The following is a 25,845-nucleotide window of genomic DNA, read 5'->3' on the forward strand; positions in this document are numbered from 1 at the left end:
AGTCATTACAATTAATCAGCTTTTTCCCAAACAAGAAATAAACCAGCCAAGAGTTATTACTCTAGCTGGTTTATGTTGGGTAAGAATCAGGCGATATCCTCCACTACATTATTTTGTAGTAGATACATCTTATGATACAAACCTTTTTGGTTTAGGAGCTCCTGATGAGTCCCTCGTTCAACTATTTCCCCATGATGCAGTACAAGAATTAGTTCTGCATCCTGTATAGTACTTAAACGATGGGCAATCGCAATAGTCGTCCGTCCTTTTCTCATTTTTTCTAAACTACTTTGAATTGCAACTTCCGTTTCTGTATCAATGTTCGCAGTTGCTTCATCTAGCACTAAAATCTTAGGATTAGTAGCTATCGTACGAGCAAATGCTACGAGTTGTCTTTGTCCGCTTGAAAAAGTAGAGCCTCGTTCCGTTACTTTTTGTTTATAAGCATTCGGTAGTTTCTCTATAAAATTATTTGCCTGTACAAACTCCGCCGCTTCTTGTACTGCCGAATCCGTCATATCGGATGCATGAAGGCGAATATTACTTTCGATATCCCCATAAAACAGGAACGGATCCTGCAGAACGAGCCCAACCTTATCACGCATCTCTGCTGATTTGAAGTCTTTCACAGAATGTCCATCTATTTTAATATCACCTTGCTCGAATTCATAAAAACGCATCAGCAAGTTAATAATCGAACTTTTCCCACTACCGGTATGTCCGACTAAAGCAACTGTTTGACCAGGTTCAGCCGTAAACGAAATATCCTTTAGCACATCTGTTTTTCCATCATAGGAAAAAGTAATATTTTGGAATTCAATTTTCCCTTGTTCGATTTTCGCCGTTTCTACGTTTTGTTGTTTAGGTGCTAAGTCTGTCTCATCCAATAACTTGAAAACCCTGGATGCTGCGACAATTGCCTGTTGAAAAATAGAAAGCCGCTGCATTACTTGATTGATTGGCTCGAAGAACCGATCGATATAGGTAACAAAAGCATATATAACACCGACTTCTACGATATTACTCATAGAGGTAATCCCGAAGTAGCTAAGTACCATAATAATCGCTAAGGCATAGACCAAATCAATGGCTGGACGAAGTAATAAGCTATCCAGTTTAATATTTCGTCTACCAGCTTTCCAGTGTGAATCATTGATTTCGTTAAATTCATCCTGTAGACGATCTTCCTGTCTAAATGCTTGAATCATCGTCATTCCTTGTAAGGACTCAGCTAGCTTGGCATTTAACTGGCTTAATCGTTCTCTAAGATCTTGATAAACTACCGAACTATATTTTCGATAAGTTAGGATAATTATAGCTAATATTGGCAATAGAATCGTCGTAACTAGTGCTAGTTTCACATTTAATATAAACATGGCGATATATACACCAATTACTAAAAAACCACTTTGTACAAATCCAACCAACACACTAACGAACATATCCTTAATAGCTTCAGTATCATTAGTAACGCGGGATACAATACTACCCGCTGGTGTTTTGTCAAAATAGCGCATTCCTAATTTGTGAACTTTTGAAAATACATCAATTCGCATCTGCTGAATAATTTTCAGCGCTAGCTTTTGGAAAGTTAGTAGCTGAAAATAGCTGACAATTACGTTCCCAACTTGTATAAAAATATATCCAAGTGCAAGGCCTACGAGGGGTCCAGTTGGGAAATATCTAGGGGTCAAAAAGTCATCCATATACGTCTTGATCAAATAAGGCCCAAGAATATCACCTGTCACGGTTAGTATTAGTAATAGTAATGCGATGGCTATTACTTTTTTATGTGGTTTCAAGTAGCCCAGCAAACGTTTGAAAACTACCCACTGGTCTTTACCTGTTAGCTGTGGTTGTTTGTCATTCATTATGCTTCACCCCCCTGTTCCACTAATGACTCTAACTGCTGTAGTTGGTACATTTCATAATAGATTCCTTGCAGTTCCATTAACTCTTCATGCGATCCTTTTTCTACAATTGTCCCATCATTCATCACAATGATCTGATGTGCGTGTTGAATTGCACTCAGTCGATGAGAAGTAATAATAGTAGTTTCATCGCTGCGTTTAGCTTTTAATGCTTCTAGAATCGCTTCCTCGGTTTTAGCATCGACTGCCGATAAAGAGTCATCTAAAATGAGTAACTCAGGTTCCATCATCAGTGCGCGCGCAATAGATATACGTTGTTTTTGCCCGCCAGATAATGATACTCCGCGTTCACCAACAATTGTATTATAGCCATTTGTAAAATGTAAAATATCCTCATGAATATAAGCTAATCTTGCAGCTTCCTGCACTTCTTCTAACGTGGCATTTGCATTGGCAAAAGCTATATTACCAGCAACTGTAGTAGAGAATAAGAAATGATCCTGTGGTACATAACCAATCGCTTCACGTAAACTGCGTTTTTTGTATGTATCAATTGAAAAGTCACCATACAAAATATTCCCTGTATATCCTTCAAATTCTCGCATTAATAGCTTTAATATAGCTGTTTTCCCCGATCCCGTTTTACCGACAATACCGAGTGTCTCGCCTCGTTTAAGTGTAAAGTCTACATTATGTAATGCGCTGCGATTGTCACCTGGAAATTTGAAGTCCTCAATATGGAAATGTATATCTCCTTCGGGCTTTACATTCACTGCATCTGGAATATCATCTATTTCAATCTTTTCGTCCATTAGATTTTTAATACGGTCATAAGATGCGCGTCCTCGCTCCACAATATTGAACAGCCAACCGAACGCAAGCATTGGCCAAACGAGCAAACCAAGATAAGAAGTAAAAGCAAATAAATCCCCAATCGACATTTCATCGGCAAGTATGTATCTAGTACCAAATACTATAGATAAGAAGAAACACATCCCTACGACTAAAGAAATCGTCGGATCAAATAATGCGTCTACTTTTGCGACCCGTATATTTTTTTCTACTACTTCTTCTGATAATCGAACAAAATCCTTCGTATCTTCTTTCTCCTGCCCAAATGTTTTAATAACTTTTACACCAGAAATACTTTCCTGTGATTTGTCATTTAAGTTGGAAAAAGCTTCTTGTGCGTATCGAAACCGTTGATGTAATAGTTTACCATAATAGCTTGTTAGAATAGCCATTAGAGGTAGTGGTAACAATGCTATCAATGTTAGCTTCCAGTTTATCGTAATCGCCATTGCTGCTATTACGAACCCCCCTGTTGCTAGTGAATCTACAAGTGTCAGCACGCCTGCTCCAGCTGTCTGTTGAACTGCTGATAAGTCATTTGTAGCATGGGCCATTAAATCTCCAACACGCTTTTTCTGATAAAAGGATGGAGACATTTTCGTAAAATGACGAAACAAATTTTCTCTTAGCTGTCTTGCTAAATGTATGGACGAACCGAAAATCATAATTCGCCAATAATATCGCAAAACATACATCCCAATCGACGCGAGTGCTAAAACAACTAACCATTTCACCAAAAACTCCGTAGTTAGTGTTTTTTGACTGATTTCATCTACTACATACCCTATTATTTTCGGTGGCAGCAGCTGTAGAAATGCTACGAATAGTAACATTAGAATCCCAATCAAATACTGCTTTTTTCTCTGTTTAAAAAACCATCCTAAATCTAAGAATACTTTCACTTTTCTTCCCCCACTATATGTATTAAGACTTTACCATTTTAGCAAATATTTGAACATTCCGATAGATGAAATAAAGAAATAATTCGGTTTCTGAAATATTCTTATTAGGTAACAAAAATTGAACGTTAACAATTTATTCACTTTTCGAAATTTATCGCAAAATATTTAATGTTTTCGCTTAAAAACCGTATATAATAGATAAATATATTGAATTCACTAGAATAGGAGAGTTTATATTGAGCCAATCAAACCAACGTGCGTATAATTTCAATGCAGGGCCATCTGCACTTCCAGTAGAAGTGTTAGAAAAGGCACAACAAGAATTAGTCAATTTCCATGGGACAGGTATGTCTATTATGGAAATGAGTCACCGTAGTTCCACGTTTGAAGAAGTACATAATGAATCTATTTCTCGTTTACGTAAACTTTTTGCTATTCCTGACGATTATGAAGTTCTATTCCTACAAGGTGGAGCAAGCCTTCAATTCACTATGGTTCCGATGAACTTCCTACAGCTTGGAAAAAAGGCAAGCTATGTGATGACAGGAGTTTGGTCTGAAAAAGCTTATAAAGAAGCTACACTTTTTGGTGAACCTGTTCAAACTGCTAGTACTAAAGAAAATAAATATCGGAATATCCCTTCTTTAGAAGAAATCGATTTCGGGTCAGATGACGCATATGTTCATCTAACATCCAATAATACAATCTATGGAACACAATGGTCGGAATTCCCTGACACAGGCGAGGTTCCATTAATCGCAGATATGTCTAGTGATATCATGTCAAAACCTATAGACATTAGTAGATTTGATCTGATTTATGCAGGAGCACAAAAGAACTTAGGCCCCTCTGGAGTAACTGTTGTTATTGCGCGGAGGGATTTTCTTGCAAAAGCCAATAAAGAAATACCAACAATTCTAAAGTACAGCACACATGTAGAAAGTAATTCCTTATATAACACACCACCAACTTTCGGCATCTATATGCTTGGCGAAGTGTTAAAATGGATAGAAAAACAAGGCGGATTAGCTGCTATTGCTAAACAAAATGAGGAAAAAGCTAAACTGATTTATGATGTAATTGATAACAGTAATGGCTTCTATACAGGACATGCTTCAAAAGAAAGCCGTTCTCTCATGAACATTACATTCCGCGTAGCAGACGAGGAATTAGAAAAACAATTTTTAACTGAAGCAAAAGATGCAGGATTTGTCGGCTTAAATGGTCATCGTTCTGTAGGTGGTTGCCGTGCTTCCACTTATAACTCGGTTCCACTAGAAACATGTAAAGCTTTACGGGATTTCATGATTGCATTTCAAAATAAACATAAATAACTTTTTAAAACCCAAGGTGAATTTACCTTGGGTTTTATATGAATTACTCTTCTTTTCATTGATGACATTTAGGAGGAATATCTTTAACATAACTACTGAGGTTCTTCGAACGAATTTATAGACTTAAGAACGATAGCTTCATTTATATCCTTTATTTCACTTTGTTTACCGCTTAGGGTGTATTAATAATTTCTATTTATGTAAAAAAGAGCTGTATAAACAGCTCACAGTTTGACGACAAAGGTATTTTTATAATAGGTTATGAATAATAATAAATGGGTTTATTCATCCTATTAAAAGTAAGATATTGAATACTCTATTGGAACTGTTTATAAGGCAAGGTCCACCACGAAGACTCCAGTGGGAAAAGCTTGAGCTGAAGACCCCGCAGGAACGTAGTGACGAGGAGGCTAAAGCCAAGCCCACGGAAAGCGAAGTGGTGGGCCTTGCCGAGTTTAATATTCAACTCTATACACCTAAAATTGAGTTTGTCTACAGTCTGAGAGTTGTATAAACAGCTCATTATGTAAAGCACTATATTATTTTCATTTTTCGATCGCCATCCTCAAGTTCGAGATGACTCCTAGTAACAATATTAATGAACAAATCATTTTCTCAAAAGGTGTTCCTAGCAATTGTTGTACAAAACCAACTGACCAGAGTACTACAAAAAGCCAACATATAACGGTAATTCCTCTTCGGTACTTCTTTAATACATTTTTACTTATAAAAAGCGTAAATCCTATTCCAATAATAGAAATAAAAATATTGATTATAGATACTGGTAACTGAGTAGTGAAGGATTCAGAACGTCCGCCATTAATCCATGTTAACGGAATAATTCCGCTTAGAATAAGAAGATGTAGTAAGATAGTCAAAGAGTAAAAAACAATCCCTAGTATTACAGCAGTTTTCAGATTAATTTCTCTCAGTTTTTCTAACGTATAATCATCTCATTTCTTCCCATTTTATAATAGGTTCTAGTTATGTACTTATTCCTATCCTTTTTGAAGTATGACACTTAACGGCTAAAATATTTTCCTGTTAACTTTCCTGCTAAGTAGTGCATTGCTCTTCAAGTTAAACATCTTCGTACCCTTCTCCCACTTTAATCAGTAACTTTAAAATATATTCTAAACAGCTCTTGTCCCTAAAATAGCATATAAAAAAGGAAAGTATCCTGTAAAAGACAGAATACTTTCCTAAGATAGCTTACTTTATTTAATTATTAAAGTTAGTGCTCTATCATTTCGTGTGCAATATCATGTCCGTCCAATTCCGACGAGTAGTAAGTTGGCCAATTTGTAACTTCTTCTAGTAGAGCCGTACGGTCGTCACCCCAATATAAATGGAAGTGGTCAGATTCATTCGGACTAATGCTATGATCACTAAATTGAATAAATTGAGGCAGTCCATCACTCTCTCCTACTAATTTAAATATGTATCGGACCCCTCTGTTTCCAGCTTCATATGTTAATATTTCATATCCATCATTGATATATTGCCCGGAATATTCTGTTTCTCCTTTGTAGAAAGTAACTTTCTCCCCTTGAATTATAATTCGCTCCACATTCGTCTTATAACCTTTGTCATAATATCCCTTAATCTCTTCGGTTGTCTTAGAATCGTCCAGCTCAGCTTTATATTCGAATACTTCGTCAAGTGTACCGTCTTGAAGATAGGGATAAACGGACTGCCAATCGCCTTCCCAATCCGAAAGGGAACGATTACTTACCTGGCTATCATCGAAAAACCCATCGTAAATTTCTGTCTTTTCATCATGTCCATGACTATGTTCATGATCATGGTCATGCTCTTGCTCACTAAAATCTGTTTGACTTTCTGCACTGTTTACTTCTTTTTCAGTGGAGGCCCCATCTGGTTCTGAATTCTGACAACCTACCAATATTGAACTCATGACTACTACACTTAACCCTGTTGCTAATGAAATCTTCATCTTTAAATCTCCTTTTCTTAAATCGTAATGATTACTATTTAGAAGTATATACATGTCTTTTTTAAACGTCAAGTAAAAATTAACATATGGAGAATAGGACAAAATGGGTTGGGAGACTAATGTTATCTAACTAAAGCTCAAGTGGTTAAACAATATGTCATTATGTATAATTAGTTCATCAAGAAATGTCGAGAATTCATAAGGTATTTTCAACTGCTATTAATAACAGTCGAAGAGTCTGCGAAATACGAACACTTTCACCGATTTGGAGGAGCAAACGATGAAATCTAAAATTCAGTTCTTATTATCAATGATAATCTTTGGCACAATCGGTGTGTTTGTTCGATACATTGATTTGTCTTCTAGTGAAATAGCTTTACTACGCGGTTTAATCGGCAGTATGTTTTTAACAACTGTGATGTTCCTGATGAAAAAGAAAATTTCGTGGGCAATAGTTAGAGTAAATGCGCTTATTTTATTACTATCTAGTATTTCTTTGGGTGGAAATTGGATTTTCCTGTTCCAAGCATTCAAGCATACGACTCTTTCTAATGCGACTTTAAGTTATTATTTTGCACCAGTTATTGTTCTAATTGTTTCGCCATTTGTACTCAAGGAAAAATTATCAGTGAAGAAAATAATTTGTATTGCTGTAGCTATGCTCGGTATGTTATTCATTGTTGGTAATGGTGGTGTAAATACATCTGGATTGAATGACTTAATTGGCATTGGTTATGGTTTAATGGCAGCTGTGTTATATGCTTCTTTAATGTTGCTAAATAAGTTTATTAAAAACATGGATGGGTTAGAAACTACTGTCCTTCAACTGGGAACAGCCACAATACTTCTCATGCCATATGTTTTCTTTACGGAGGGATTTGGAATTTTAGAAGTATCTAGTTCTTCCATTCCTTTTATATTAATCTTAGGGGTTATACACACGGGTATTGGATTCTTGCTATTCTTCTCAGGTATGCAAAAACTAAAAGGACAAAGCATCGCTGCACTAAGCTATGCAGATCCAATCACCTCATTAGTAATATCTGCGCTTATCTTGCAAGAACAAATGACTTTTGTGCAAATACTTGGTGGTGCATTACTTTTAGGTGCAACATTTGTTAGTGAAAATAATTCTATTAATCTCCTAAAGAGATTAAAAACAACAACTAAATGACTTAACAAAACAGTAGGAATATGAGATTCCTACTGTTTTATCATTTAAAACTAAGATACTACGTATATAAATTGTATTTCTATTCGTATCTTAGCCATACTAATGTATCCTTAATAAAATGGAGAATAGATGTATGAATAAGTTACAATATGTTTTAGCCGTTTGTGCTTTCGTTGTATTTTGTGTTTTATGGATAACTTATGAAACACCATTCATCCAAGCTTTTGATGAGGTTGCTTTTAATACGTTATATGGCAACAGTTTTATTGCAATATTTCATTATTTAGGTGAAACCAAGTTTATTTTTGCGATTATGATACTTGTTCTAATCCTCCTTTGGATTCGAAAACAAGACTACAGGTTAATGGTTTTTGTCCTACTATCCATCGGGGTGGGATATGGTTTATATCAATTTTTAAAACGAATTATTGAACGTCCTCGACCTGAAATTGTAGATCAGTTTTCTACTTTTAGTTTTCCATCCGGACATGCTTTTCATGGGTTAGTTTATTTATTAACAATCTCCTATCTAATTACGCTACATATTAATTCGAAGAAAATATCGCTCATCGTTTGGATTTCAGCCATTATATTAGCAGTGCTCATTGGATTTTCTCGAATAACAGAAGGACGTCACTTTGCTTCGGATATTGTAGCCGGGTGGCTGCTTGGCTATAGTTGGTTCATCCTTTGCGTATGGTGGTTAAATAGAGAACATCGGAATTTAAGCGAACAAACAAACAAAAAGACTTAAGTCCACTAGAACTTAAGTCTTTTTGGTATTCCTATAAAATGTTCATTAGCTAGTCTTCTTCGGCGTAAACCAAGTAATGATAAACGCTATGATAGAAATTACAAACATATAGAAATACGTGTTACTTGCCGCATTAATATAAGCAGTATTAGACTCTAACGAGATATTCACTAATTGAATCGTATAGATTGTCATTATAACAGCTGTCCCTATTGCTCCCGCGAGCTGACGAACCGTGTTATTAATAGCTGATCCGTGAGAAGCTAATTCTTTTGGTAAGGCATTTAAAGCAGCGGTATTTAACGGCATTGTGATAAATGCTAAACCAATACGCAATAAAATTGTACGAACTAAAATATATATTGTGGTTGTTTCGGGTGATAAATCAATAACCGCAAGCATCGATATCGCGATTAATCCTGTTCCTAAGATAAACAAAGGTTTTGCCCCAAATTTATCGAATAACTTCCCAGTTACTGGAGAAAGTATGGCATTAATAATTGCCCCAGGTAATAATAACAAGCCTGCACCGAGTGCAGTAAACCCTCGCCCGTCCTGCAAATAAATCGGCAGCAATATTAAATCGGCATACATTAAAATGGTAATAACAATATTCACAACTGTCGTCATCGTAAACACTTTAAATTCAAAAACACTTAGATTCAATAGAGGCTCCGCAGATTTTATCTGTCGGTAACAGAACAAGATTGTTACGAGCAAACCTCCAACAATGGAAGTAAGGACGACTAAATCATCCCATCCTCGGCTACCTGCACTACTAAAGCCAAAAAGAACAAATCCAAACCCTAAAGTGGAATATATCACACTTACTATGTCGAGTTTTGCTTTGGACGTTTCCGCAACATTCACTAAATATTTACTTGCTAGAATGATGATTACTGCTACAAATGGAATCATCATGATAAATAACCATCGCCATGATAAATATTCTAAAATAACCCCTGCTAAAGTTGGTGCAATTGCTGGTGCAAAAATAATGGCAAAACCAATCTTGCCCATAACCGCGCCACGTTTTTCCGCTGGGTATAAGTATACAATTACCGTCATCATTAATGGAATGATAATTCCTGCACCTACTGCTTGAATCATTCTGCCTGTTAATAGTACGCCGAAATTATTGGCACATGCTGCAACAATCGAGCCAATCAGTAAGAATAACAAAGAACTAATAAATAACTGACGAGTTGAAAATCGTTTCATTAAGTATGCTGTAATGGGCACTAACACTCCGTTTACAAGCATAAAGCCAGTTGCTAGCCATTGAATCGTCGAGGTATTTACATTAAAAACAATCATTAAATCACTAAGTGCAACATTTAAGAGTGTTTGATTTAAGGTAGAAAAGAAGGTTCCTGTAATCATAATGATAAGTAGTATTTTTTTGGTAGTACTTGAGATCTCGTTTGGCATATAAAATTCCTTCCCATATAATAAATATTATCGACAAAGTGTCTATGAAATATATTAGCAAAAACAAATTAACATCCGTATACATTCAGATCATTTCTGTCGATTAGTAGATAATTTATACGAAAAAGGACCGATTCATATGACTTATAAAGAAGATCCTCGTGCTATACGTACACAGGAAATGCTCAAAGAAGCCCTCTTAACACTACTACAAGAAGGTCATTCTCTACACCAGATTTCTATTCAAAAATTGACACAGCGGGCAAACTTGAACCGGACCACCTTCTATTTACATTATCAGAATATTAATGAGCTAAAAGAACATTTAACGAACGACATTTTCCAAGTACTAACAGACAAAATTGAAAATTTAACTTCCACCTTTGACCGAAATCGACAACAGCATTTACTACAGTTATTAGATTATCTTCTGGAACAAAGAAATCATATATTGGCTTTAGTACAGTTTGAACAAATTGAGAAACACTTACTTTTACTGATGAAAGATTTAATAGTTGTTAGAAGGAGTAATTCTAAGAGTATAGGTAGAAAAGTCGTTGTAGATCCAGATGTCAAAACTGCTTCTATTGTAGGTATCATTATGTGGTGGTTAAAAGATGGCCTACATTTAGATTCAACCTATATTGCCGAGCAAATTAATCTTATGTATCGCTCCTAGTTCACTACAAAAATATGCCAACACATCAATTATTCAATGTGTTGGCATTAATTATTTTTCAATTATTGAACTGTCATATTATCAAATGGAATTGATTCTCCATTTACTAGAACATCTATCATTTCGTGTTCTGGACCTGTTGTTACATAATACGTATTTTGCTTTATGACTTCATCTTTTAGATTGGTTTCATTAAACATAATATTTAACTTATCTCCTTGTGTTTCTAAATATGCTTCTACCTCTCCAGTTGAATGAAATATAATATAATAACCTTTTTCCCCATCATTAATTGATTGAAGCCTTAAACTGGAATTCACATATTCTTGTAAATCTTTAGGAACATTTTCAATTTCTTTAATACTCATTGTGGAAGAATTACATGCTGATAAAATGAAAAGCATTAAAATTCCTAAAACAACTATTTTCTTTAACATTGCTACCTCTCCTTATTAATTGGTTCCTATTTAATGTAGTCAATTAAAGTCCAGTCATATGTATGGATAAACCCTTTGTCTTTTTATTTTTTACTGACATCTCTAACCGGATCTATATTTTAATACTTGATGCAATATAAAATTTCCTCTTTTTCCTCTTCCCATTAATCATCCGTGTTATTTATATTTGCATAACTACATAGTTCGATCAAAGTCCCATCAGTTGATGCTGGATTTATATATATGAGTCTTCTTCCACGGATGTTCGTACGTAGTGTGTCCTCTAAAAAACGGACTCCCTTTTTTCTAGCGTCGAGTATGGCTTTGTCCAAATCGTTCACTCGATAAGCGATATGATGTACCCCTTTTCCTCGTTGCTTTATAAATCGAGCCATTGGCGAGTTCTTGTTGGTCGGCGCAAGTAATTCAATCATTTTATCACTAGTTCTGACAACTGCGACATGGACTTCTACTCCATGGGCATCACTCGTATATTGGTCCTCTAGTGTTCCATTTAACACATTCAGGTAAAAGGGAAGTGCGTCATCAATACTTCTAACTGCAATTCCGACATGGTCTAAAACATGTTCCAATTTAGTTCCTCCTTGATTTTAGTTTTTAATGGCACGATAAATCCTTTTGATCGTTTCCATATGCATGGCCTCATGATAGAAACTGAATAGAAAAGTTTCTCCTAGTGTATGAAATGTAATTCCAGCTTTGTTAGTGAAAGGCTCAGGCAATCTATTCTGTAGTTTTCCGGGTAAGTAATCTTCTATTCGTTGTTTTTGTGCAATTAGTTCCTCCGAAATATGTGCTAGAGATGGTGGAGTTCCAATCCAATCAGCGGGTTTCGTACCCGCACTAAAAAATACTTCATATGCTTCCGGAAGATTCATCTTTTCGCTAGAAACACCAAATACAAGCTTTTCCTGTATGTATGCAATATGACCAAAGTTCCAACGAATATTATTCGTAAATCCTGGTGCAATAATATCTGCCAGTTCCTCGGGTATTTGTAGGATAGATTTTTCTGTTATTCCCCTTACTACTTGCATATGCTGAAAAATTGTTTGTTCCAATATTAATCCCCCTCTTTTCTCTTAACACTCCTGCTCTTAAATGTATTCTCTTTGACCACACTAAATCCCTTCCCTTTCTCCTTTTAAAAGAGATTCCTCAAGTTTTTTAGAACTCTTTATTGTATTATGTATTCTTTTTCCCTATTTTCTTCTATGTAATGGTTGTGAAGCGTTTGGCTAATCGCTAACTTACATCATTCTAGGGGGAAAATAAATGACGATTTATCTAAAGGAATATCAAACTTTTGAAAGTGTTACTGAAATGGATGGACATATTAGATCACATCTAACCGAGCATTATTACAAGTTGAATGATACGGATCGTACAGTGTTATCCTTCCTTGCACAATATGCTTGTAAGTATCCTGGTGCTGCTCATTTAAAAGTAAAAACAGTTACACAAGTGATTAATAAATCGGATTCAACGGTTCGAAGATCGTTACGTAAGTTAGAAAGTCTTCGTATTATTGAAAGAATCTCTACCATTCGACGTGTAGCAAAAGGTTATGGCGCTAATATTTTAGTCATTTTGCCTTACGTTGACCAATCGGAAATGATCAGTCGTGAGGTATCTCAAACTCTATTAATATCAAGCACTGAAGAGCATTTCACGGAGAAAGAAACCGATTATTCTTTAAGCCCTAAAAAAGAATTATTACATAATACGTATTTTAAAGATACTGCGGATAATTCTTTACATAAAAACTCAAATACATTCTACCAACAGTTTAAATCAACTATTTTCTCCATGCTTGGAAAAGACCAAAGGACAGTAAGTCAATTGTATGGTGTCTACAGAAGCTTAACTCACCGTGTCATTAATTGCTTCCCTCAGTACAAAGATTTCTATGAAAACGTTGGATACCAGGCACTATCAATCTCCTTACATGCTACTAAAGAGAAGAAAATTCATAATCTTGCAGGTTATTACGCAGGTATTTTTGAAAAGATTTGCCAACGAGACTTATTTGAATTCTATGAGGAATTGGAGGAATGATCTCTTGTGAAGCAAATGAAGTTACTGTTTACCACTTTAACATTGGTTATTAATAGACATTGTTTATTACCTGTCTTATTTCTGTTTTTTTCTCTAGGAAGTGTTGAATTTGAAATTAAAAACAGCGAGTTAGCAAACGATTTATCGTTCACTTACTCGCTGTGAAATAGATCCGTGGACTTTACAGTGCTCTTAAAATTACTCAAACAGATTTTATTCTATTTAAGAGGGCATTCCCATAATCGCTTTAGGCTCCAGGAATTCTTCAATTCCATAATCTCCCCATTCGCGACCAATGCCGGATTGCTTAAAGCCACCAAATGGCGCGGATATGTCTGATTTACTATTATTGATTCTTATTTGTCCTGCTCGAATATTTAAAGCCACTTTTTTCAGTTCTTCTTTATCATTTCCGAATACGTAACCAGCAAGGCCATATACGGTATCGTTGGCGATTTTAATAGCTTCGTCAATATTCTTATACGTAATAACGGACATAACGGGGCCAAAAATTTCCTCCTGCGCAATTGCCATATCATTTTGCACATTCGTGAAAACGGTTATTTTGGAAAAGAAACCTCTCTCCATTCCATCGGGTTTGCCAGGTCCCCCGATAGCGATAGTGGCTCCCTCTTCCTTTCCTTTTTGGATATAGGATTGAACGGTTTCCCATTGTTCTTTGGAAACCTGCGGCCCCATAAATGTACTTTCTTCCTGTGGATCGCCAACAGGAAACTCCGTTACTAATTCCTTCATTGCTTTTATAAAATCGTCATGCATTTCATCATGTACTATCACTCGTGTTGCTGCGGAGCATACCTGTCCTGTATTTGTAGCAATTTGAGTTAATGCGGTTTTTGCTGCTTCTTTTACATCAGCATCCTTTAAAATGACTAATGGAGATTTCCCTCCAAGTTCCAATGATACATTTTTAATGCCATCTGCAGCATTTTTCATCAAACTACTTCCGACTTCTCCCGAGCCAGTAAAAGATACCAAATCGACATCCGGATGAGAGGAAATTGCCTCCCCTACTATTGAACCGGAACCATTCACTAGGTTAAATACTCCTTTAGGAACACCAACTTTATCAAAAATCTCCGCTAGAATAATAGATGCAAAGGGAGTTTTAGATGCAGGCTTCACTACTAAGGTGCTCCCTGCTGCCAATGCACTAGCGAGTTTTGTAGAAATTTGATTGGTTGGGAAATTCCATGGGGTGATCAGTCCAGCTATACCAATCGCTTCCTTTTGAATATAAGAATTTTCTCTTTCCTCTATGAATTCGAAGGTTTTCAACTCTTCTGCAGCCTGCCTAAAATGTTGAAGGCCCATTTGATAATGGATTTTCTCTGATTTGGTGATTGGAGCACCAAGTTCTTCGGTTATTATTTTTATCAAATCATCTTTCCGATTTTCGTATTCGTTTGCAATATCCTCTAACAGTTTTATCCGGTCATCCACTGATGTTTTTGAAAAGGTTGGAAACGCGTCTTTTGCAGCCTCCACAGCTCGATCCACGTCATCTTTCGTGCCGCTGCTAATCTTACCAATTACTTTCTCTGTTGCAGGGTTTACTACTTCAATTGTTTCTGAACCAGTAGAGTCCACCCATTCCCCATTGATGTATTGTTTTGTATGATTAAGCATAATAAAACTCCTTTATAAAATTGACTTATTTTATTTGTTCCCTTTTTGGCTGTTCGTAAACAAGTGGATAACAAGGATGGGGGTGACTTCTTTGGTGGAGCAGTAATTCCTATAATAAAAAATGACTCCCGAGTTGAAGTCGGAAGTCATTTTAAAGGTTTACTTATTGTGCGGTATATCCGCCATCCACCGTTAGAACATTTCCAGTCATAAAGGAAGAATCATCTGAAGCCAAGAATAGTACTGCTTTAGCCATTTCTTCTGACTGCCCTAGACGTTGCATTGGGGTCATCGTTTTTAATACTTCTTTGCTTTCTTCCGGAATAATCGGTGTATCGATGAAACCTGGTGCCAGTGCATTTACACGAATATTTTTGGTTGCATATTCTAATGCCAGTGAGCGAGTTAAGTTAATAACTCCGCCTTTTGCCGCATTATAAGCAGCAGATCCAGGAGAACCTACCCACCCATACATAGATGCAGTGTTGACAATTGTGCCACCACCAGATTTAAGCATTTCACGAATTGCATCACGCGCAACTAAGAATACGCCGTCTAAATCGACATTCACTGTATTCCGCCATTCTGCATACTCTAACTCTTCTGTAGGAGTAACGCGACCAATTCCAGCATTATTGAAAACTATATCTACTTTACCAAAAGCGGCGATGGTTTCTTTATATATATTTTGAACTTCTTCTTCACTTGTAATATTTGCTTTAACAAATAGTGCATCGGCATTTTGAGCTTTTAGCTCTGCTTCAAACGCTTTGCCTTTTTCTACATTTAAATCTACTAACACAACTTTTGCGCCTTCTTCAACAAAAAGTCTTGCTGTTGCAGCACCAATTCCCGATGCACCACCTGTGATAATAGCTACTTTTCCTTGTAATTTCATTAGAAAATCTCTCCCTATCTAAATAAAATTTAAATATCTAAACTTTATATCTTGAATTGAAGATATTTATATTCTAAATATAGTCTTCTTACTTCCTAAAGTCAAAGTATTAAACTACCTAAGTTTCACTTTTTATGTCCACCGAGTAATCCTGCACGTTTTCTTGCAGTTCCTGCTTCTGTATATGAAACTGCACGTAAAACGGAAGTAGAACCGTATTTACTACGTAAGGCATCCATTGTTTTTCCAAGCTTCCGTTCCTTCCATTTACTTTCTTCGAACAAGCTTAGTTGCATGGAGTATTCTGGTTCTAAATTGGTAATCGAGATGGATAATTTTCGAACAGGACGGCGATCATAAAATTCATCAAAAATTTGCTCACATACTTTATAAATCGTCATGGTGGCGTTTGTCGGCTCATCAATAGAACGGGAACGATTAAATCCACCGCCAAATTCCTCTTTACTATACCCAACAGATAGATGTATGGTTCTTCCAACCATTTCCGCTTCACGTGCTCGTCTAGCTACGTCCTCGCACATTTCCAAAACGACTGCCATCACTTCTTTTTTACTACGATAATCTCTAAATAATATTTGTCCCTTACCATAACTAATCTGCCCTTCAGCAAGAGGTGCTCCGAGCTCGGATAGATCTACTCCCCAAGCATGGTAATACAGTTGGTTGCCCATTACACCAAACTTTTCCTCGAGTAAGGATAATGGGGTATTCGCCAATTGACCCACTTTAAAAATCCCCATATTGTTTAATGTTTTTTGAAGACGTGATCCTATCCCCCACATTTCAGTTAAAGGTGTTACCGGCCACAACTTTTCCTGAATATCTTCATATGCCCATTTAGCAAAGCCACTTTTTTTCGCCTCCAGGTCGAGTGCCAACTTAGCCATAAGCATGTTTGGCCCCATCCCCACTGCACATGGCAACTGAAATTGAGCATATAATTCGTCTTGTATACGTTTTATCGTGTTTTCAATAGGTCCCCAAAGCTTTTCTGTTCCGCCAAGATCTACAAAACACTCATCGACACTATACACATGAATGGACTCATGTGGGACGAACTGATGTAAATAGCGTGTAATTTCCATCGATACTCGAACGAAAAACTCCATTTTAGGTTCAATAAGATGTATGGAAGGGTGATCTGGTATTTCAAACAAGCGAGTTCCAGTCTTCACACCAAACTGTTTTTTCATAGGTGGAGATGCAGCAAGCACGATACTTCCTTTTTGCTCCAAATTTCCGATGACTGCAATCGGTGTAGTCGTAACATCCAGGCCAGCATCTGCTGCTGCACAGCTCGCAAAAAAACTTCGTATATCAATACATATAATTTTCCGGTTTTTTAGTCCTTCATACATAATATTCACCACTCTCTTTCGGAACGTATGTTCTTTATAGTATATTACAAACAAACGTTCTTATTCAATGGTAAAAAATTGGGTAGATAGGCAAAAAAACGTTGTACTATTCGCTTTCTCCTTTTATTTCTCCCCGTTTAGCTCATTGATTTTTTGAATGGCATCATTGACAGTCTGGACTCCGATAACTTCTATTGGAAGATTTAATGATTCCACTACTTCATTGGCTTCTTCCAAATTTCCAAGAGGGAGAATTATATACGGGAGATTTATTTTATTTGCACTTAGAACTTTTTCTTTTACTTTACCTATTTCTATTACTTCTCCAGTTTTACTGATAGCTCCTGTCACACCAATTGTTTTTAAATTTTTAACTTCCTCTTGTTCTATTAGACTGGATAATACGAGAGCCAAACCCGCACTGTTCCCATTTACATTATTTCTAGATAAAAATTCATCAATTGCTATATTACCTGTACTTAAATACGCATTTACATTCATGGACATCTGGTGAACATAATCTACTTCTAAATTGATACCAATCAATTGAATAAGTGCTATAGTTTTATTCGCATAGAGATGGATATTAGTAACTTGGTTTATATCAAAAATCATGGAGTGACTGTTAAGCTCTAAAAAATCTTGTTCTTCTAAGCCTTCCTCCAGTAGTACCTCGGTCGTATTTACACCCAACACGTAGATTCCAGAGCTTTTTACTAGTTCTTCTGGTGGATGATAAGATGATACGACATACCGGTTCCCTTCCATTGAAATCAGTGGTACTTCATATATCAATAAAAGAAACGAAGCGATAAAGGAAAACAGGAAGATCTGTTTTAACATGTTTGTTTTCCTAATTCCCAATAAATAAAATGGCCACAATATAACGAGCAATGCCAGGATGTTGCAAAAGAAAAAACTAGAAATATAATCGAGGAGAAACAAATAGAGCTCCGCATAGTAAACAAAAATTGTCATTACAAACGGAAGTATTTGATGCTTGTTTGTTGATTCAATTATCTTGATCACCGATCCTTCCGATACATACTCTTATACTAATTCGATTAGCTACTAAAAAAACCTTCCTATTGAATCCACAATTTCTAGGAGTCTTACCAAAGTTAAGTGTGATGCTTGCGAAACAATAGAAACCTGAAAGCTATTGCTGATTCGTTCATAGGAAATTTACATCAAATATCCAGATAACAAAGAAAAGCAAACGCTATTTAGTTCGTTTGCTTCTTTTTCGATCAAATGGAGTTTTCCATGCCTTCCCTTAAAAGCAGAAACTATCGTTCTATTGTTCGTGCTTGTCTTTGTAGAATACTGTATACAGTTGCTGAATATTATATCCGTACTTATTCCAACCTGGCATTACATCTTTTCAGGAGCTGGCATACCTAATAAACGTAGGCATTCCTTTAAAACTATAGATACCGAAAACGCTAATGTTAACTTAGAAGAAGTGGTTTCATCCTTAGCTAAAATTTTGGTATTCGCATAATATTTATTGAACTGGCGCGATAGTAGTAAACAATACTTTGCTATTTGAGATGGATCAGCATAAGCAAACGCTTTTTCTACAACTCCAGGAAAATCCTCGAGTAGTTGGATAATTGGCCATGTTTCATCTCCAAGTGGTGAAAAGTTGAATTCTACAGCCTTAAAGTTGCCTTTTTGGAGCAACGAACAGATTCTAGCATTAGTATATTGTACATAAGGTCCAGTTTCCCCTTCAAAGTTAAGCATCTGTTCTAACGAAAACTCAATATCATTCATGCGATCATTTTTTAAATCATTGAAAATAACTGCTCCTATACCAACTTGCTGAGCAATTTCCTCTTTATCCTCTAAGGTTGGATTTTTCTCATTAATATTTTGCTCTGCTGTGTGAATGGCATCCGCTATTACGTCAGCCAGCAAGATGATTTTACCTTTACGGGTAGACATTTTTTTGCCGTCTTTCAGCATCATTCCAAATGGAACATGCTCTAGCTGTTTAGCCCATTCATAGCCCATTTTCTCAAGTACCGAAAATAGTTGCTTAAAGTGAAGTTTTTGTTCATTTCCTACAACATAAAACGTCTTAGTCGCTTGATATGTTTGTTGACGATAGATAGCTGCTGCTAAATCACGGGTCGCATAAAGGGTAGCCCCATCTTTCTTTGTAATCAGACTAGGGGGCATATCTTCGAGTTCTACTACAAACGCCCCGTTAGATTCCATTAACAGTCCCTTTTCTTTTAAACCGTCTACTACACTAGTCATTTTATCGTTATAAAAAGCTTCTCCAGCATACGAATCAAAGCGAACACCCAAAAGTTCATAGATTTGTTGGAACTCCTTTAAAGATGCATCTTTGAACCAATTCCATAAGTTTAGAGCTTCTTCATCCCCTTCTTCGAGCGATTTAAAGGCTGCACGAGCTTGTTCGTTTAACGATTCATCTTTTTCTGCCATGTCATGAAAATGCACGTAAATCTTTAATAGCTCTGCAATTGGTGCTGCAAGAATATTGTCTTGGTTTCCCCATAATTTATAAGCGACAATAAGCTTGCCAAACTGCGTGCCCCAATCTCCTAGGTGGTTAATACGAACAGCTTCGTACCCATTTTTCTCTGTAATATTCGCTAATGAGTTGCCTATTACAGTTGAACGCAAGTGCCCCATTGAAAAAGGCTTTGCTATATTTGGTGAGGAAAAATCAATGATAATTTTTTCATGCTCTTTCTTTTTACTTCCGTACTGTTGTAAATCGGTCGTAATAGCTTGTAAAACTTGGTTAGTAACCAGTTCTTGATGGAGGAAAAGATTCACGTATCCACCAGCTACTTGTACGTTAGTGATTAAATAATCCTCTAACTTCTTACTTAACTCTAACGCTATTTGCTGCGGAGCTTTACGCATTTTAGGAGCTAATGTAAAACAAGGAAATGCCATATCCCCGTGTTTTGTTTGCTTTGGTTTTTCTAATAATTGTTCCACTTGCTCTACAGTCCATTCATTTTCTAAAGCATTCGAAATGATAGTTGCAATTTGATATGTCAGGCTCATATTTTCTCCTCCAATATAAAAAGCTCTCGTCTCTATATAAGAGACGAGAGCTATATTCCCGTGGTACCACTCTAGTTGCCACAAATGTGACCGCTTTTACGTTCGTAACGAGGTGTCTTCCCCGATTTTCCCTACTCGATTTCAGGACATTTCTCCGAAGTGCGCTTCATCGATCTTCTGTATTAGGCTCCCACCGTCCCTAACTCGCTTCCGCAGTTGTGCATCGATTACTCTCTTCATCACCGAATTTAACTTTATGATTTTACATATAGTACAGTATTTTCAAAATTGCGTCAACACCATCTTTCAAATTTTATAAATACTTATCATTGGTCCCGTTGATTGAATCATTGCACACACTTATCCAACTTATACAAGTAATCCAAAATTCCTCAGAAGCAACTAAAAAATTTTCACCAAAAACCACATTATGAATATAATGAACACAAAAAGGTAAGTGTAAATTATTGGAGGTTAACGACTTGGATAAAAATAAAAACTTTTTATTCCATGAAAATCAAAATAGTCAAAACCACCAAACAGATAGCCAAAGCGCTAAACTCGCTGTCATCGCAGGGGCAATAACTACACTTGGCGATGTTCTTGCTACGATGGCATCCGTATTAGCTATAGAAGAGGCACGGCAGGAACAAAGTGAAAATGGCAACAATGGAAATAGTAAAAATATGCAGAAACAACTTGATTATTTAACATCTGAAATGGAAAAAATAAAAAAACATCTAAATCTGCCTAGGAGATAAAATTTAACTTAGTATTTTTAACTAGCATCTCTGCGGGTATTTTTTTGAGGGAATGGTGATCAGCTAATACAATCTATATAGTTAAACTGATCATTTCCTTTTTATTGTAAGGGATTTAGCAAATACATAACCTGTCAGTCCTAAAGATGCACTAATAACGTAGCATTTATAACTGTTTTCTTGAAAATAGTGTTCGAGTTCATTGGTTTCCTCGTATTCCCAAATCGGCCAAGCATATAATTTATAAGTGTCAAATAGTTTTCTATTCTCTACAAAAAACGATTTCAATTCTACTTCTTCTATATCGAATATAATACTTCCTGCCATTACATAACTGAAATTATGTGCTAAATAATTCCGAAAAGTAACAGTTACAGTTTCATCTACAACCGTTTGTATATCTAAAAGTAATTCATTTTCTAGAAAACTAACTGAGTAAGCAATTAAAACACCATCGTGAATAGATACCGTCATTCAAATCCCCCTATAAATGGCAACAATATCGTAAATTGTAGTGAGAGAAATACCTGTTAGCTTATGATATTTTCTATTAATTTGTTTACTGTGAAGAATTCTGTTTTTTAAATTTAAAGGTATATTTAAATAAATATACTAGCAACCGAATTAGTAAGATATAGATAAAGGTCTCGCAAAAACTTATACATAACACAAATACATAGCGTCCAAAATCTTCGGCTTCATTTACACTGAAGTTCTGCAATTGCCAATCAAAAAAAATATTGTAGTAACTCACCCAAAGAAAAATGGGTATCCATAAGCACCAATAATTCTTAGGCATACTGATCATATGACCTTTCACTAACATTGATTCACATCCATTTCTTTAGTAAATTCCCCTTTAACTCAATATAGCTAAGCTTTAAATATAGATTATTTTAGGTCTAATGCACATTCAAGAATTTCTTGATAAAGTTCGTTCCAATCATGATAATATTCTATTACTTCTCTAGTATTAATCAGTATTCTTTCAGCAGACTCAAACTGTGCTTGAAAAGCATGCATTAGCTCAATGTCTATCCGGTAAAACACTTGATATCCTACCTTTGGATAGATACTACTTGTATCCCATTTTAGGTTTTCATGATGGTCCACAATAATATGACCTAAAAGGGTGGTACTTCCTGTTATATAAGCCTCTTCGTATGTCTCGCGCTTTAGACATTCTTCGGGACTCTCTTCAAGCTCAATATGGCCACCTGGAAAATCCCAGCCTCTATGATTTAACTTAACCAAAAGAAGCTTTTCTCCTTTAAAGCAGAAGCCATGAACGCTTGTTATCAAACTTCTTGGAGGAAGTTGTGAATCACGCTTCCAGGTTAATTTTACTTTTGAATCTCCCCAGCTCACATATTTAGATGTCAATTCTTCACTATCCTTTCAAAATAGTAGGGTAGCTAGCATCATTCTTTTTTATTTTTGGTATGTAACCTATCTAGGGCATGGAGTGAATGGGATTGTACTTAATACTTCCATAGCATGCGTATCGGTGGTATCGAATTCATATGTGATTCAGCTTCACACCACCTCAAAATGCCATTCCCTATCAAATGGGTTTGTTTGACCATTTCTCCAATACCTTTATAAATTCTCCTTGTCTCTTCTCCAAAACATACTATTCCACCTCTTCTGTCCCTAAAATATTCGTTACGGACTATCGTTTCACCTTCATTTTTGTTGTTAATATTTAGTAATCCGAATTACAATAAATAATTCTTTTTCTTAAAAATCCCCTTATATTATTACATTATCACTTTCTTTTTTTCATATTCTATATACATGGATGTCCTGGGGAGTGATGCATTTGATAAAAAAAGGCTTGGTTATATTAGTTGGAAGTGTTTTTATAGCATTGGGTATTAATCTTTTTTTAATCCCATATAAAGTGCTAGATGGTGGAATTATCGGGATCGCACTCATTTTAAATTATCTCTGGGGTTTAAAGCCTGGATTAATGATTATATTATTTAGTATTCCGGTTTTTATTATTGCGTGGTTTAATTATCGGGAATATTTCTATAATAGTTTGCATGGGATGATTATCTCTTCTTTTTTGATAGATATTCTACAACCATTGGTAGGGTTTATACATATCGAGGCGATTTATAGCTCCATATTAGGTGGAGTTTTTGTTGGAGCAGGAATAGGTTTAATGCTACGCTTTAAGACCAGCACGGGGGGCACCGATTTAGTAGCCCAACTACTCAGTGTGAAAACGGGTGTGAATGTAGGTATACTGATTTTTATTATCGATTCGATTGTGGTGTTATGCGGTGGGCTATTATTATCTGTTGATACATTGCTTTTATCGATAATTACGATATTTTTTGTTGGTGTAACAACGAGTTTTATTACGAGGAAAGTAACGATTTCATAATAAGAGCCGCTAAGGATATAATTCCTTTAGCGGCTTAATGTTATTTTATACGTAGTTCTGTTTCTTTATCAAAGAAATGTGCTTTACTCAGGTCAAATGCTAAGTCGATTGTGTCCCCTGCTGTAATATTGAAACGAGAGTCAATACGAGCGACAAAGCTTTGATTGTTCACTTGTGAATATAGAATGATTTCCGCACCCATTAGCTCCGCAACCTCTACAGATGCACTTACTTTTGTTTCCGGAGAGAAGTCTAGGAATACTTGCTCATCATTAATATCCTCTGGGCGAATACCAAGAATGATATCTTTACCGTCGTACCCTCGCTCTTTAAGGATCTTCAGTCTGCCGTCAGGAACTAATAACTTTACATCATCCATGATGAAATAATTACCGATCAATTTACCATTCAAGAAGTTCATCGCTGGCGAACCGATAAATCCACCGACAAATACATTGTCTGGCTCATCATACACTTCTTTTGGCGCTCCCACTTGTTGAATGATCCCGTCCTTCATAACTACTAATCTTGTAGCCATTGTCATTGCTTCTGTTTGGTCATGGGTTACATAGATCGTAGTCGTTTGTAGACGGCTATGTAGTTTTTGGATTTCTGCACGCATTTGCACACGAAGTTTTGCATCTAAGTTAGATAACGGCTCATCCATTAAGAAAACTTCCGCATCACGAACGATTGCTCTACCAAGTGCTACACGCTGACGCTGACCACCAGAAAGAGCTTTTGGCTTACGATTCAATAGATTTTCTAATCCTAAAATCTTTGCAGCATTATCCACACGTTTTTTAATTTCATCTTTTTTAAATTTGCGAAGCTTCAACCCAAAAGCCATATTATTGTATACATCCATATGAGGGTAAAGTGCGTAGTTTTGGAATACCATCGCAATATTACGATCTTTCGGTGGCACATCATTTACGCGTTTGTCTCCAATATATAAATCACCAGAAGAAATTTCCTCTAATCCAGCAATCATACGTAATGTCGTTGATTTCCCACAACCAGATGGGCCAACTAGTACTAAGAATTCTTTATCTCTTATTTCTAAGTTGAAGTCTTCTACAGAAACTACTTTATTGTCGTATACCTTTTTAACATTTACTAATTTAAGTTCAGCCATTCTATTTCCCCCTTGAAATTGTAAGTGCTTTCATTAGTAATAGAATACTATATTTCTAATTTTCAAGAAATGGGAATAGTGCACAAAGATGAACCAGATCTTTGTGTATATTTACTAACTATCATTTTCTTGCTAGCAATGCCAAGGATACAGTCATTGCATTATGAAATTGACGAATATCGATTCCCGTCTTATCAACGAAGCGATCTAATCGATATTGCAGGCTATTTCGGTGTAAATGGAGTACTTTTGCTGTTTCGGAAAGGTTCAAGTTACATTCGAAAAAAGTCTCGATCATTTTAATCGTTTCTTCATCGTATATGTACTCATGTAATATAGTTTTAGAAATATCCAGTCTTAATCCTTCATCGGTCTGCTTTGTTAAGATAAAAGGTATAGCATCGACATAAGTCACTACCGATTTGTTCGTATACTGGAATACTTGGTTGGCCACGTTGGTCAAGGATTTATAGTGAAGGGAAAGATCATTAACATCCTTTTTATATGGTCCCACAAAGAAGTTAATTTTCACATAAAGGTCACTCATTAAAATATCGATTATCTGATCGTATGAAATGCTATCCTCATCCACCATTTGCTGCTCGATGATAAAACCTTCGTGTTCATTGTGCCAAAGAATGGACACTTGCTTGTCAAAGAGCGCATCTATGGCATCTTTAAACAAGATAGGTTCTACCTGATCTTTATTAAACGAAAAATATACGAAACGAAAAGGATTACTAGGTTTCCATTCCTTCTCTCCCTCTATTGGTTCGGTAGAGAAAATAAGTTTCCTCCACTTTCCCTCTACATCCGTTGGATTAGGGAATTTCACATTATAGGGGGATAGAAAAGCAGTTAATAATGAGATATCTTTGGAGGTTAGTTCGTCGTTACGGATACCAATTACTTCATGGTTGTCTGTTGTAAACCATTTGTAATCTATGCCTAATTCGTCGGAACTGTCCTTATATACTTGTAGTGTAGAGTAAATTTTTCTTAATTGATCGATCATTATATAAACCTTCTTTCGAAAGAATTACCTTTTTGGCAATCTACAGAAAAGTTTTGACTATTCTACTATTATTGTAGCTTATCAT

24 protein-coding genes and 1 other annotated feature are annotated in these 25,845 nt (G+C 36.0%); of the genes, 7 read left to right on the forward strand and 17 right to left on the reverse strand.

Going from position 1 to position 25,845, the window contains the following annotated elements; genetic code table 11:
* Positions 1 to 86 precede the first annotated feature (86 nt).
* Complete coding sequence (locus MHI47_RS09455; protein ID WP_340762315.1) at positions 87 to 1,871, reverse strand: ABC transporter ATP-binding protein; 1,785 nt, start codon at positions 1,869 to 1,871, stop codon at positions 87 to 89.
* Positions 1,871 to 3,625, reverse strand: a complete 1,755-nt coding sequence (locus tag MHI47_RS09460; protein WP_340830597.1) for an ABC transporter ATP-binding protein — start codon at positions 3,623 to 3,625, stop codon at positions 1,871 to 1,873. Before MHI47_RS09460 ends, MHI47_RS09455 begins: the two co-directional genes overlap by 1 nt.
* A 236-nt stretch (positions 3,626 to 3,861) precedes the next feature.
* On the opposite strand from MHI47_RS09460, the gene serC reads away from it, so the two are divergent.
* Positions 3,862 to 4,959: a 3-phosphoserine/phosphohydroxythreonine transaminase gene (serC, locus tag MHI47_RS09465; RefSeq protein WP_340830598.1), complete on the forward strand. Its 1,098-nt coding sequence runs from the start codon at positions 3,862 to 3,864 to the stop codon at positions 4,957 to 4,959.
* A 545-nt stretch (positions 4,960 to 5,504) separates the two neighbouring features.
* On the opposite strand, the gene MHI47_RS09470 is transcribed toward serC, so the two are convergent.
* Positions 5,505 to 5,837, reverse strand: a complete 333-nt coding sequence (locus MHI47_RS09470) for a hypothetical protein (RefSeq protein WP_340769265.1) — start codon at positions 5,835 to 5,837, stop codon at positions 5,505 to 5,507.
* 356 nt (positions 5,838 to 6,193) lie between these two features.
* Positions 6,194 to 6,916 (reverse strand): ZinT family metal-binding protein, encoded by a 723-nt coding sequence (locus MHI47_RS09475; protein WP_340830599.1) that lies wholly within the window; start codon positions 6,914 to 6,916, stop codon positions 6,194 to 6,196.
* 280 nt (positions 6,917 to 7,196) lie between these two features.
* On the opposite strand from MHI47_RS09475, the gene MHI47_RS09480 reads away from it, so the two are divergent.
* Both MHI47_RS09480 and MHI47_RS09485 read left to right on the forward strand, forming a co-directional pair.
* Positions 7,197 to 8,090 (forward strand): DMT family transporter, encoded by an 894-nt coding sequence (locus tag MHI47_RS09480; protein ID WP_340830600.1) that lies wholly within the window; start codon positions 7,197 to 7,199, stop codon positions 8,088 to 8,090.
* A gap of 133 nt (positions 8,091 to 8,223) precedes the next feature.
* Positions 8,224 to 8,844, forward strand: a complete 621-nt coding sequence (locus MHI47_RS09485; protein ID WP_340830601.1) for a phosphatase PAP2 family protein — start codon at positions 8,224 to 8,226, stop codon at positions 8,842 to 8,844.
* Between the two features lie 45 nt (positions 8,845 to 8,889).
* Here the strand turns inward: MHI47_RS09485 and MHI47_RS09490 are convergent, their stop codons facing one another.
* Positions 8,890 to 10,275: a DHA2 family efflux MFS transporter permease subunit gene (locus MHI47_RS09490; RefSeq protein ID WP_340830603.1), complete on the reverse strand. Its 1,386-nt coding sequence runs from the start codon at positions 10,273 to 10,275 to the stop codon at positions 8,890 to 8,892.
* A gap of 139 nt (positions 10,276 to 10,414) precedes the next feature.
* Here MHI47_RS09490 and MHI47_RS09495 point away from each other — a divergent pair, with 139 nt between their 5' ends.
* Positions 10,415 to 10,954, forward strand: coding sequence for a TetR/AcrR family transcriptional regulator (locus MHI47_RS09495; RefSeq protein WP_093534119.1), 540 nt, complete (start codon positions 10,415 to 10,417; stop codon positions 10,952 to 10,954).
* Positions 10,955 to 11,016: 62 nt separating this feature from the next.
* Here the strand turns inward: MHI47_RS09495 and MHI47_RS09500 are convergent, their stop codons facing one another.
* The 3 genes from MHI47_RS09500 to MHI47_RS09510 form a co-directional block, all read right to left on the reverse strand.
* Positions 11,017 to 11,391: a hypothetical protein gene (locus MHI47_RS09500; protein WP_093534117.1), complete on the reverse strand. Its 375-nt coding sequence runs from the start codon at positions 11,389 to 11,391 to the stop codon at positions 11,017 to 11,019.
* 164 nt (positions 11,392 to 11,555) lie between these two features.
* On the reverse strand, positions 11,556 to 11,984 hold the full coding sequence (locus MHI47_RS09505) for a VOC family protein (RefSeq protein ID WP_340830604.1): 429 nt from the start codon (positions 11,982 to 11,984) through the stop codon (positions 11,556 to 11,558).
* An 18-nt stretch (positions 11,985 to 12,002) separates the two neighbouring features.
* Positions 12,003 to 12,473 carry a DinB family protein gene (locus tag MHI47_RS09510; RefSeq protein WP_340830605.1) on the reverse strand — a complete coding sequence of 157 codons (471 nt, stop codon included), beginning with the start codon at positions 12,471 to 12,473 and terminating at the stop codon, positions 12,003 to 12,005.
* Between the two features lie 214 nt (positions 12,474 to 12,687).
* Here MHI47_RS09510 and MHI47_RS09515 point away from each other — a divergent pair, with 214 nt between their 5' ends.
* On the forward strand, positions 12,688 to 13,470 hold the full coding sequence (locus tag MHI47_RS09515; RefSeq protein WP_340830606.1) for a helix-turn-helix domain-containing protein: 783 nt from the start codon (positions 12,688 to 12,690) through the stop codon (positions 13,468 to 13,470).
* A 222-nt stretch (positions 13,471 to 13,692) separates the two neighbouring features.
* Here MHI47_RS09515 and MHI47_RS09520 read toward each other — a convergent pair whose 3' ends face one another.
* The 5 genes from MHI47_RS09520 to argS form a co-directional block, all read right to left on the reverse strand.
* Positions 13,693 to 15,120 carry an aldehyde dehydrogenase family protein gene (locus tag MHI47_RS09520; protein ID WP_340830607.1) on the reverse strand — a complete coding sequence of 476 codons (1,428 nt, stop codon included), beginning with the start codon at positions 15,118 to 15,120 and terminating at the stop codon, positions 13,693 to 13,695.
* Positions 15,121 to 15,283: 163 nt separating this feature from the next.
* Entirely contained in the window at positions 15,284 to 16,018 is a 735-nt protein-coding gene (locus tag MHI47_RS09525) for an SDR family NAD(P)-dependent oxidoreductase (protein WP_340830608.1), read from the reverse strand.
* Between the two features lie 125 nt (positions 16,019 to 16,143).
* Positions 16,144 to 17,397 (reverse strand): Y-family DNA polymerase, encoded by a 1,254-nt coding sequence (locus tag MHI47_RS09530; protein ID WP_340762328.1) that lies wholly within the window; start codon positions 17,395 to 17,397, stop codon positions 16,144 to 16,146.
* Between the two features lie 123 nt (positions 17,398 to 17,520).
* A complete protein-coding gene (locus tag MHI47_RS09535) occupies positions 17,521 to 18,240 on the reverse strand; it encodes a S16 family serine protease (RefSeq protein WP_340830609.1) in 720 nt (239 codons plus the stop codon).
* Between the two features lie 531 nt (positions 18,241 to 18,771).
* Entirely contained in the window at positions 18,772 to 20,451 is a 1,680-nt protein-coding gene (argS, locus tag MHI47_RS09540; RefSeq protein ID WP_340830610.1) for an arginine--tRNA ligase, read from the reverse strand.
* A gap of 36 nt (positions 20,452 to 20,487) precedes the next feature.
* Positions 20,488 to 20,703, reverse strand: a binding site (T-box leader).
* Between the two features lie 230 nt (positions 20,704 to 20,933).
* Here argS and MHI47_RS09545 point away from each other — a divergent pair.
* Entirely contained in the window at positions 20,934 to 21,212 is a 279-nt protein-coding gene (locus MHI47_RS09545) for a hypothetical protein (protein WP_340830611.1), read from the forward strand.
* Between the two features lie 90 nt (positions 21,213 to 21,302).
* Here the strand turns inward: MHI47_RS09545 and MHI47_RS09550 are convergent, their stop codons facing one another.
* Together MHI47_RS09550 and MHI47_RS09555 are read right to left on the reverse strand one after the other, a co-directional pair.
* Positions 21,303 to 21,686, reverse strand: a complete 384-nt coding sequence (locus MHI47_RS09550; RefSeq protein WP_093534097.1) for a hypothetical protein — start codon at positions 21,684 to 21,686, stop codon at positions 21,303 to 21,305.
* 417 nt (positions 21,687 to 22,103) lie between these two features.
* The gene (locus tag MHI47_RS09555; RefSeq protein WP_093534093.1) at positions 22,104 to 22,595 is read right to left on the reverse strand and encodes an NUDIX hydrolase; all 492 of its coding nucleotides are present in this window, start codon (positions 22,593 to 22,595) and stop codon (positions 22,104 to 22,106) included.
* Positions 22,596 to 23,028: 433 nt separating this feature from the next.
* Here MHI47_RS09555 and MHI47_RS09560 point away from each other — a divergent pair, with 433 nt between their 5' ends.
* Positions 23,029 to 23,607 carry a YitT family protein gene (locus MHI47_RS09560; RefSeq protein WP_340832023.1) on the forward strand — a complete coding sequence of 193 codons (579 nt, stop codon included), beginning with the start codon at positions 23,029 to 23,031 and terminating at the stop codon, positions 23,605 to 23,607.
* A 40-nt stretch (positions 23,608 to 23,647) separates the two neighbouring features.
* Here MHI47_RS09560 and MHI47_RS09565 read toward each other — a convergent pair whose 3' ends face one another.
* Both MHI47_RS09565 and MHI47_RS09570 read right to left on the reverse strand, forming a co-directional pair.
* Positions 23,648 to 24,745 (reverse strand): ABC transporter ATP-binding protein, encoded by a 1,098-nt coding sequence (locus MHI47_RS09565; RefSeq protein WP_340830612.1) that lies wholly within the window; start codon positions 24,743 to 24,745, stop codon positions 23,648 to 23,650.
* Positions 24,746 to 24,866: 121 nt separating this feature from the next.
* Positions 24,867 to 25,760, reverse strand: coding sequence for a PucR family transcriptional regulator (locus MHI47_RS09570; RefSeq protein WP_340762335.1), 894 nt, complete (start codon positions 25,758 to 25,760; stop codon positions 24,867 to 24,869).
* Positions 25,761 to 25,845: the final 85 nt, after the last annotated feature.

It is taken from the genome of Psychrobacillus sp. FSL H8-0487 (genome assembly GCF_038008385.1).
Taxonomy (GTDB): Bacteria; Bacillota; Bacilli; order Bacillales_A; family Planococcaceae; genus Psychrobacillus; species Psychrobacillus psychrotolerans.

Excerpts from the sequence above, each read along its gene's own strand:
- MHI47_RS09455 (WP_340762315.1), bottom strand. The coding sequence starts at position 1,871 with ATGAATGACAAACAACCACAGCTAACAGGTAAAGACCAGTGGGTAGTT.
- MHI47_RS09475 (WP_340830599.1), bottom strand. The coding sequence starts at position 6,916 with ATGAAGATTTCATTAGCAACAGGGTTAAGTGTAGTAGTCATGAGTTCA.
- MHI47_RS09480 (WP_340830600.1), top strand. The coding sequence starts at position 7,197 with ATGAAATCTAAAATTCAGTTCTTATTATCAATGATAATCTTTGGCACA.
- MHI47_RS09485 (WP_340830601.1), top strand. The coding sequence starts at position 8,224 with ATGAATAAGTTACAATATGTTTTAGCCGTTTGTGCTTTCGTTGTATTT.
- MHI47_RS09490 (WP_340830603.1), bottom strand. The coding sequence starts at position 10,275 with ATGCCAAACGAGATCTCAAGTACTACCAAAAAAATACTACTTATCATT.
- MHI47_RS09495 (WP_093534119.1), top strand. The coding sequence starts at position 10,415 with ATGACTTATAAAGAAGATCCTCGTGCTATACGTACACAGGAAATGCTC.
- MHI47_RS09500 (WP_093534117.1), bottom strand. The coding sequence starts at position 11,391 with ATGTTAAAGAAAATAGTTGTTTTAGGAATTTTAATGCTTTTCATTTTA.
- MHI47_RS09515 (WP_340830606.1), top strand. The coding sequence starts at position 12,688 with ATGACGATTTATCTAAAGGAATATCAAACTTTTGAAAGTGTTACTGAA.
- MHI47_RS09520 (WP_340830607.1), bottom strand. The coding sequence starts at position 15,120 with ATGCTTAATCATACAAAACAATACATCAATGGGGAATGGGTGGACTCT.
- MHI47_RS09525 (WP_340830608.1), bottom strand. The coding sequence starts at position 16,018 with ATGAAATTACAAGGAAAAGTAGCTATTATCACAGGTGGTGCATCGGGA.
- MHI47_RS09530 (WP_340762328.1), bottom strand. The coding sequence starts at position 17,397 with ATGTATGAAGGACTAAAAAACCGGAAAATTATATGTATTGATATACGA.
- MHI47_RS09535 (WP_340830609.1), bottom strand. The coding sequence starts at position 18,240 with ATGTTAAAACAGATCTTCCTGTTTTCCTTTATCGCTTCGTTTCTTTTA.
- argS (WP_340830610.1), bottom strand. The coding sequence starts at position 20,451 with ATGAGCCTGACATATCAAATTGCAACTATCATTTCGAATGCTTTAGAA.
- MHI47_RS09550 (WP_093534097.1), bottom strand. The coding sequence starts at position 21,686 with ATGACGGTATCTATTCACGATGGTGTTTTAATTGCTTACTCAGTTAGT.
- MHI47_RS09560 (WP_340832023.1), top strand. The coding sequence starts at position 23,029 with ATGCATTTGATAAAAAAAGGCTTGGTTATATTAGTTGGAAGTGTTTTT.
- MHI47_RS09565 (WP_340830612.1), bottom strand. The coding sequence starts at position 24,745 with ATGGCTGAACTTAAATTAGTAAATGTTAAAAAGGTATACGACAATAAA.
- MHI47_RS09570 (WP_340762335.1), bottom strand. The coding sequence starts at position 25,760 with ATGATCGATCAATTAAGAAAAATTTACTCTACACTACAAGTATATAAG.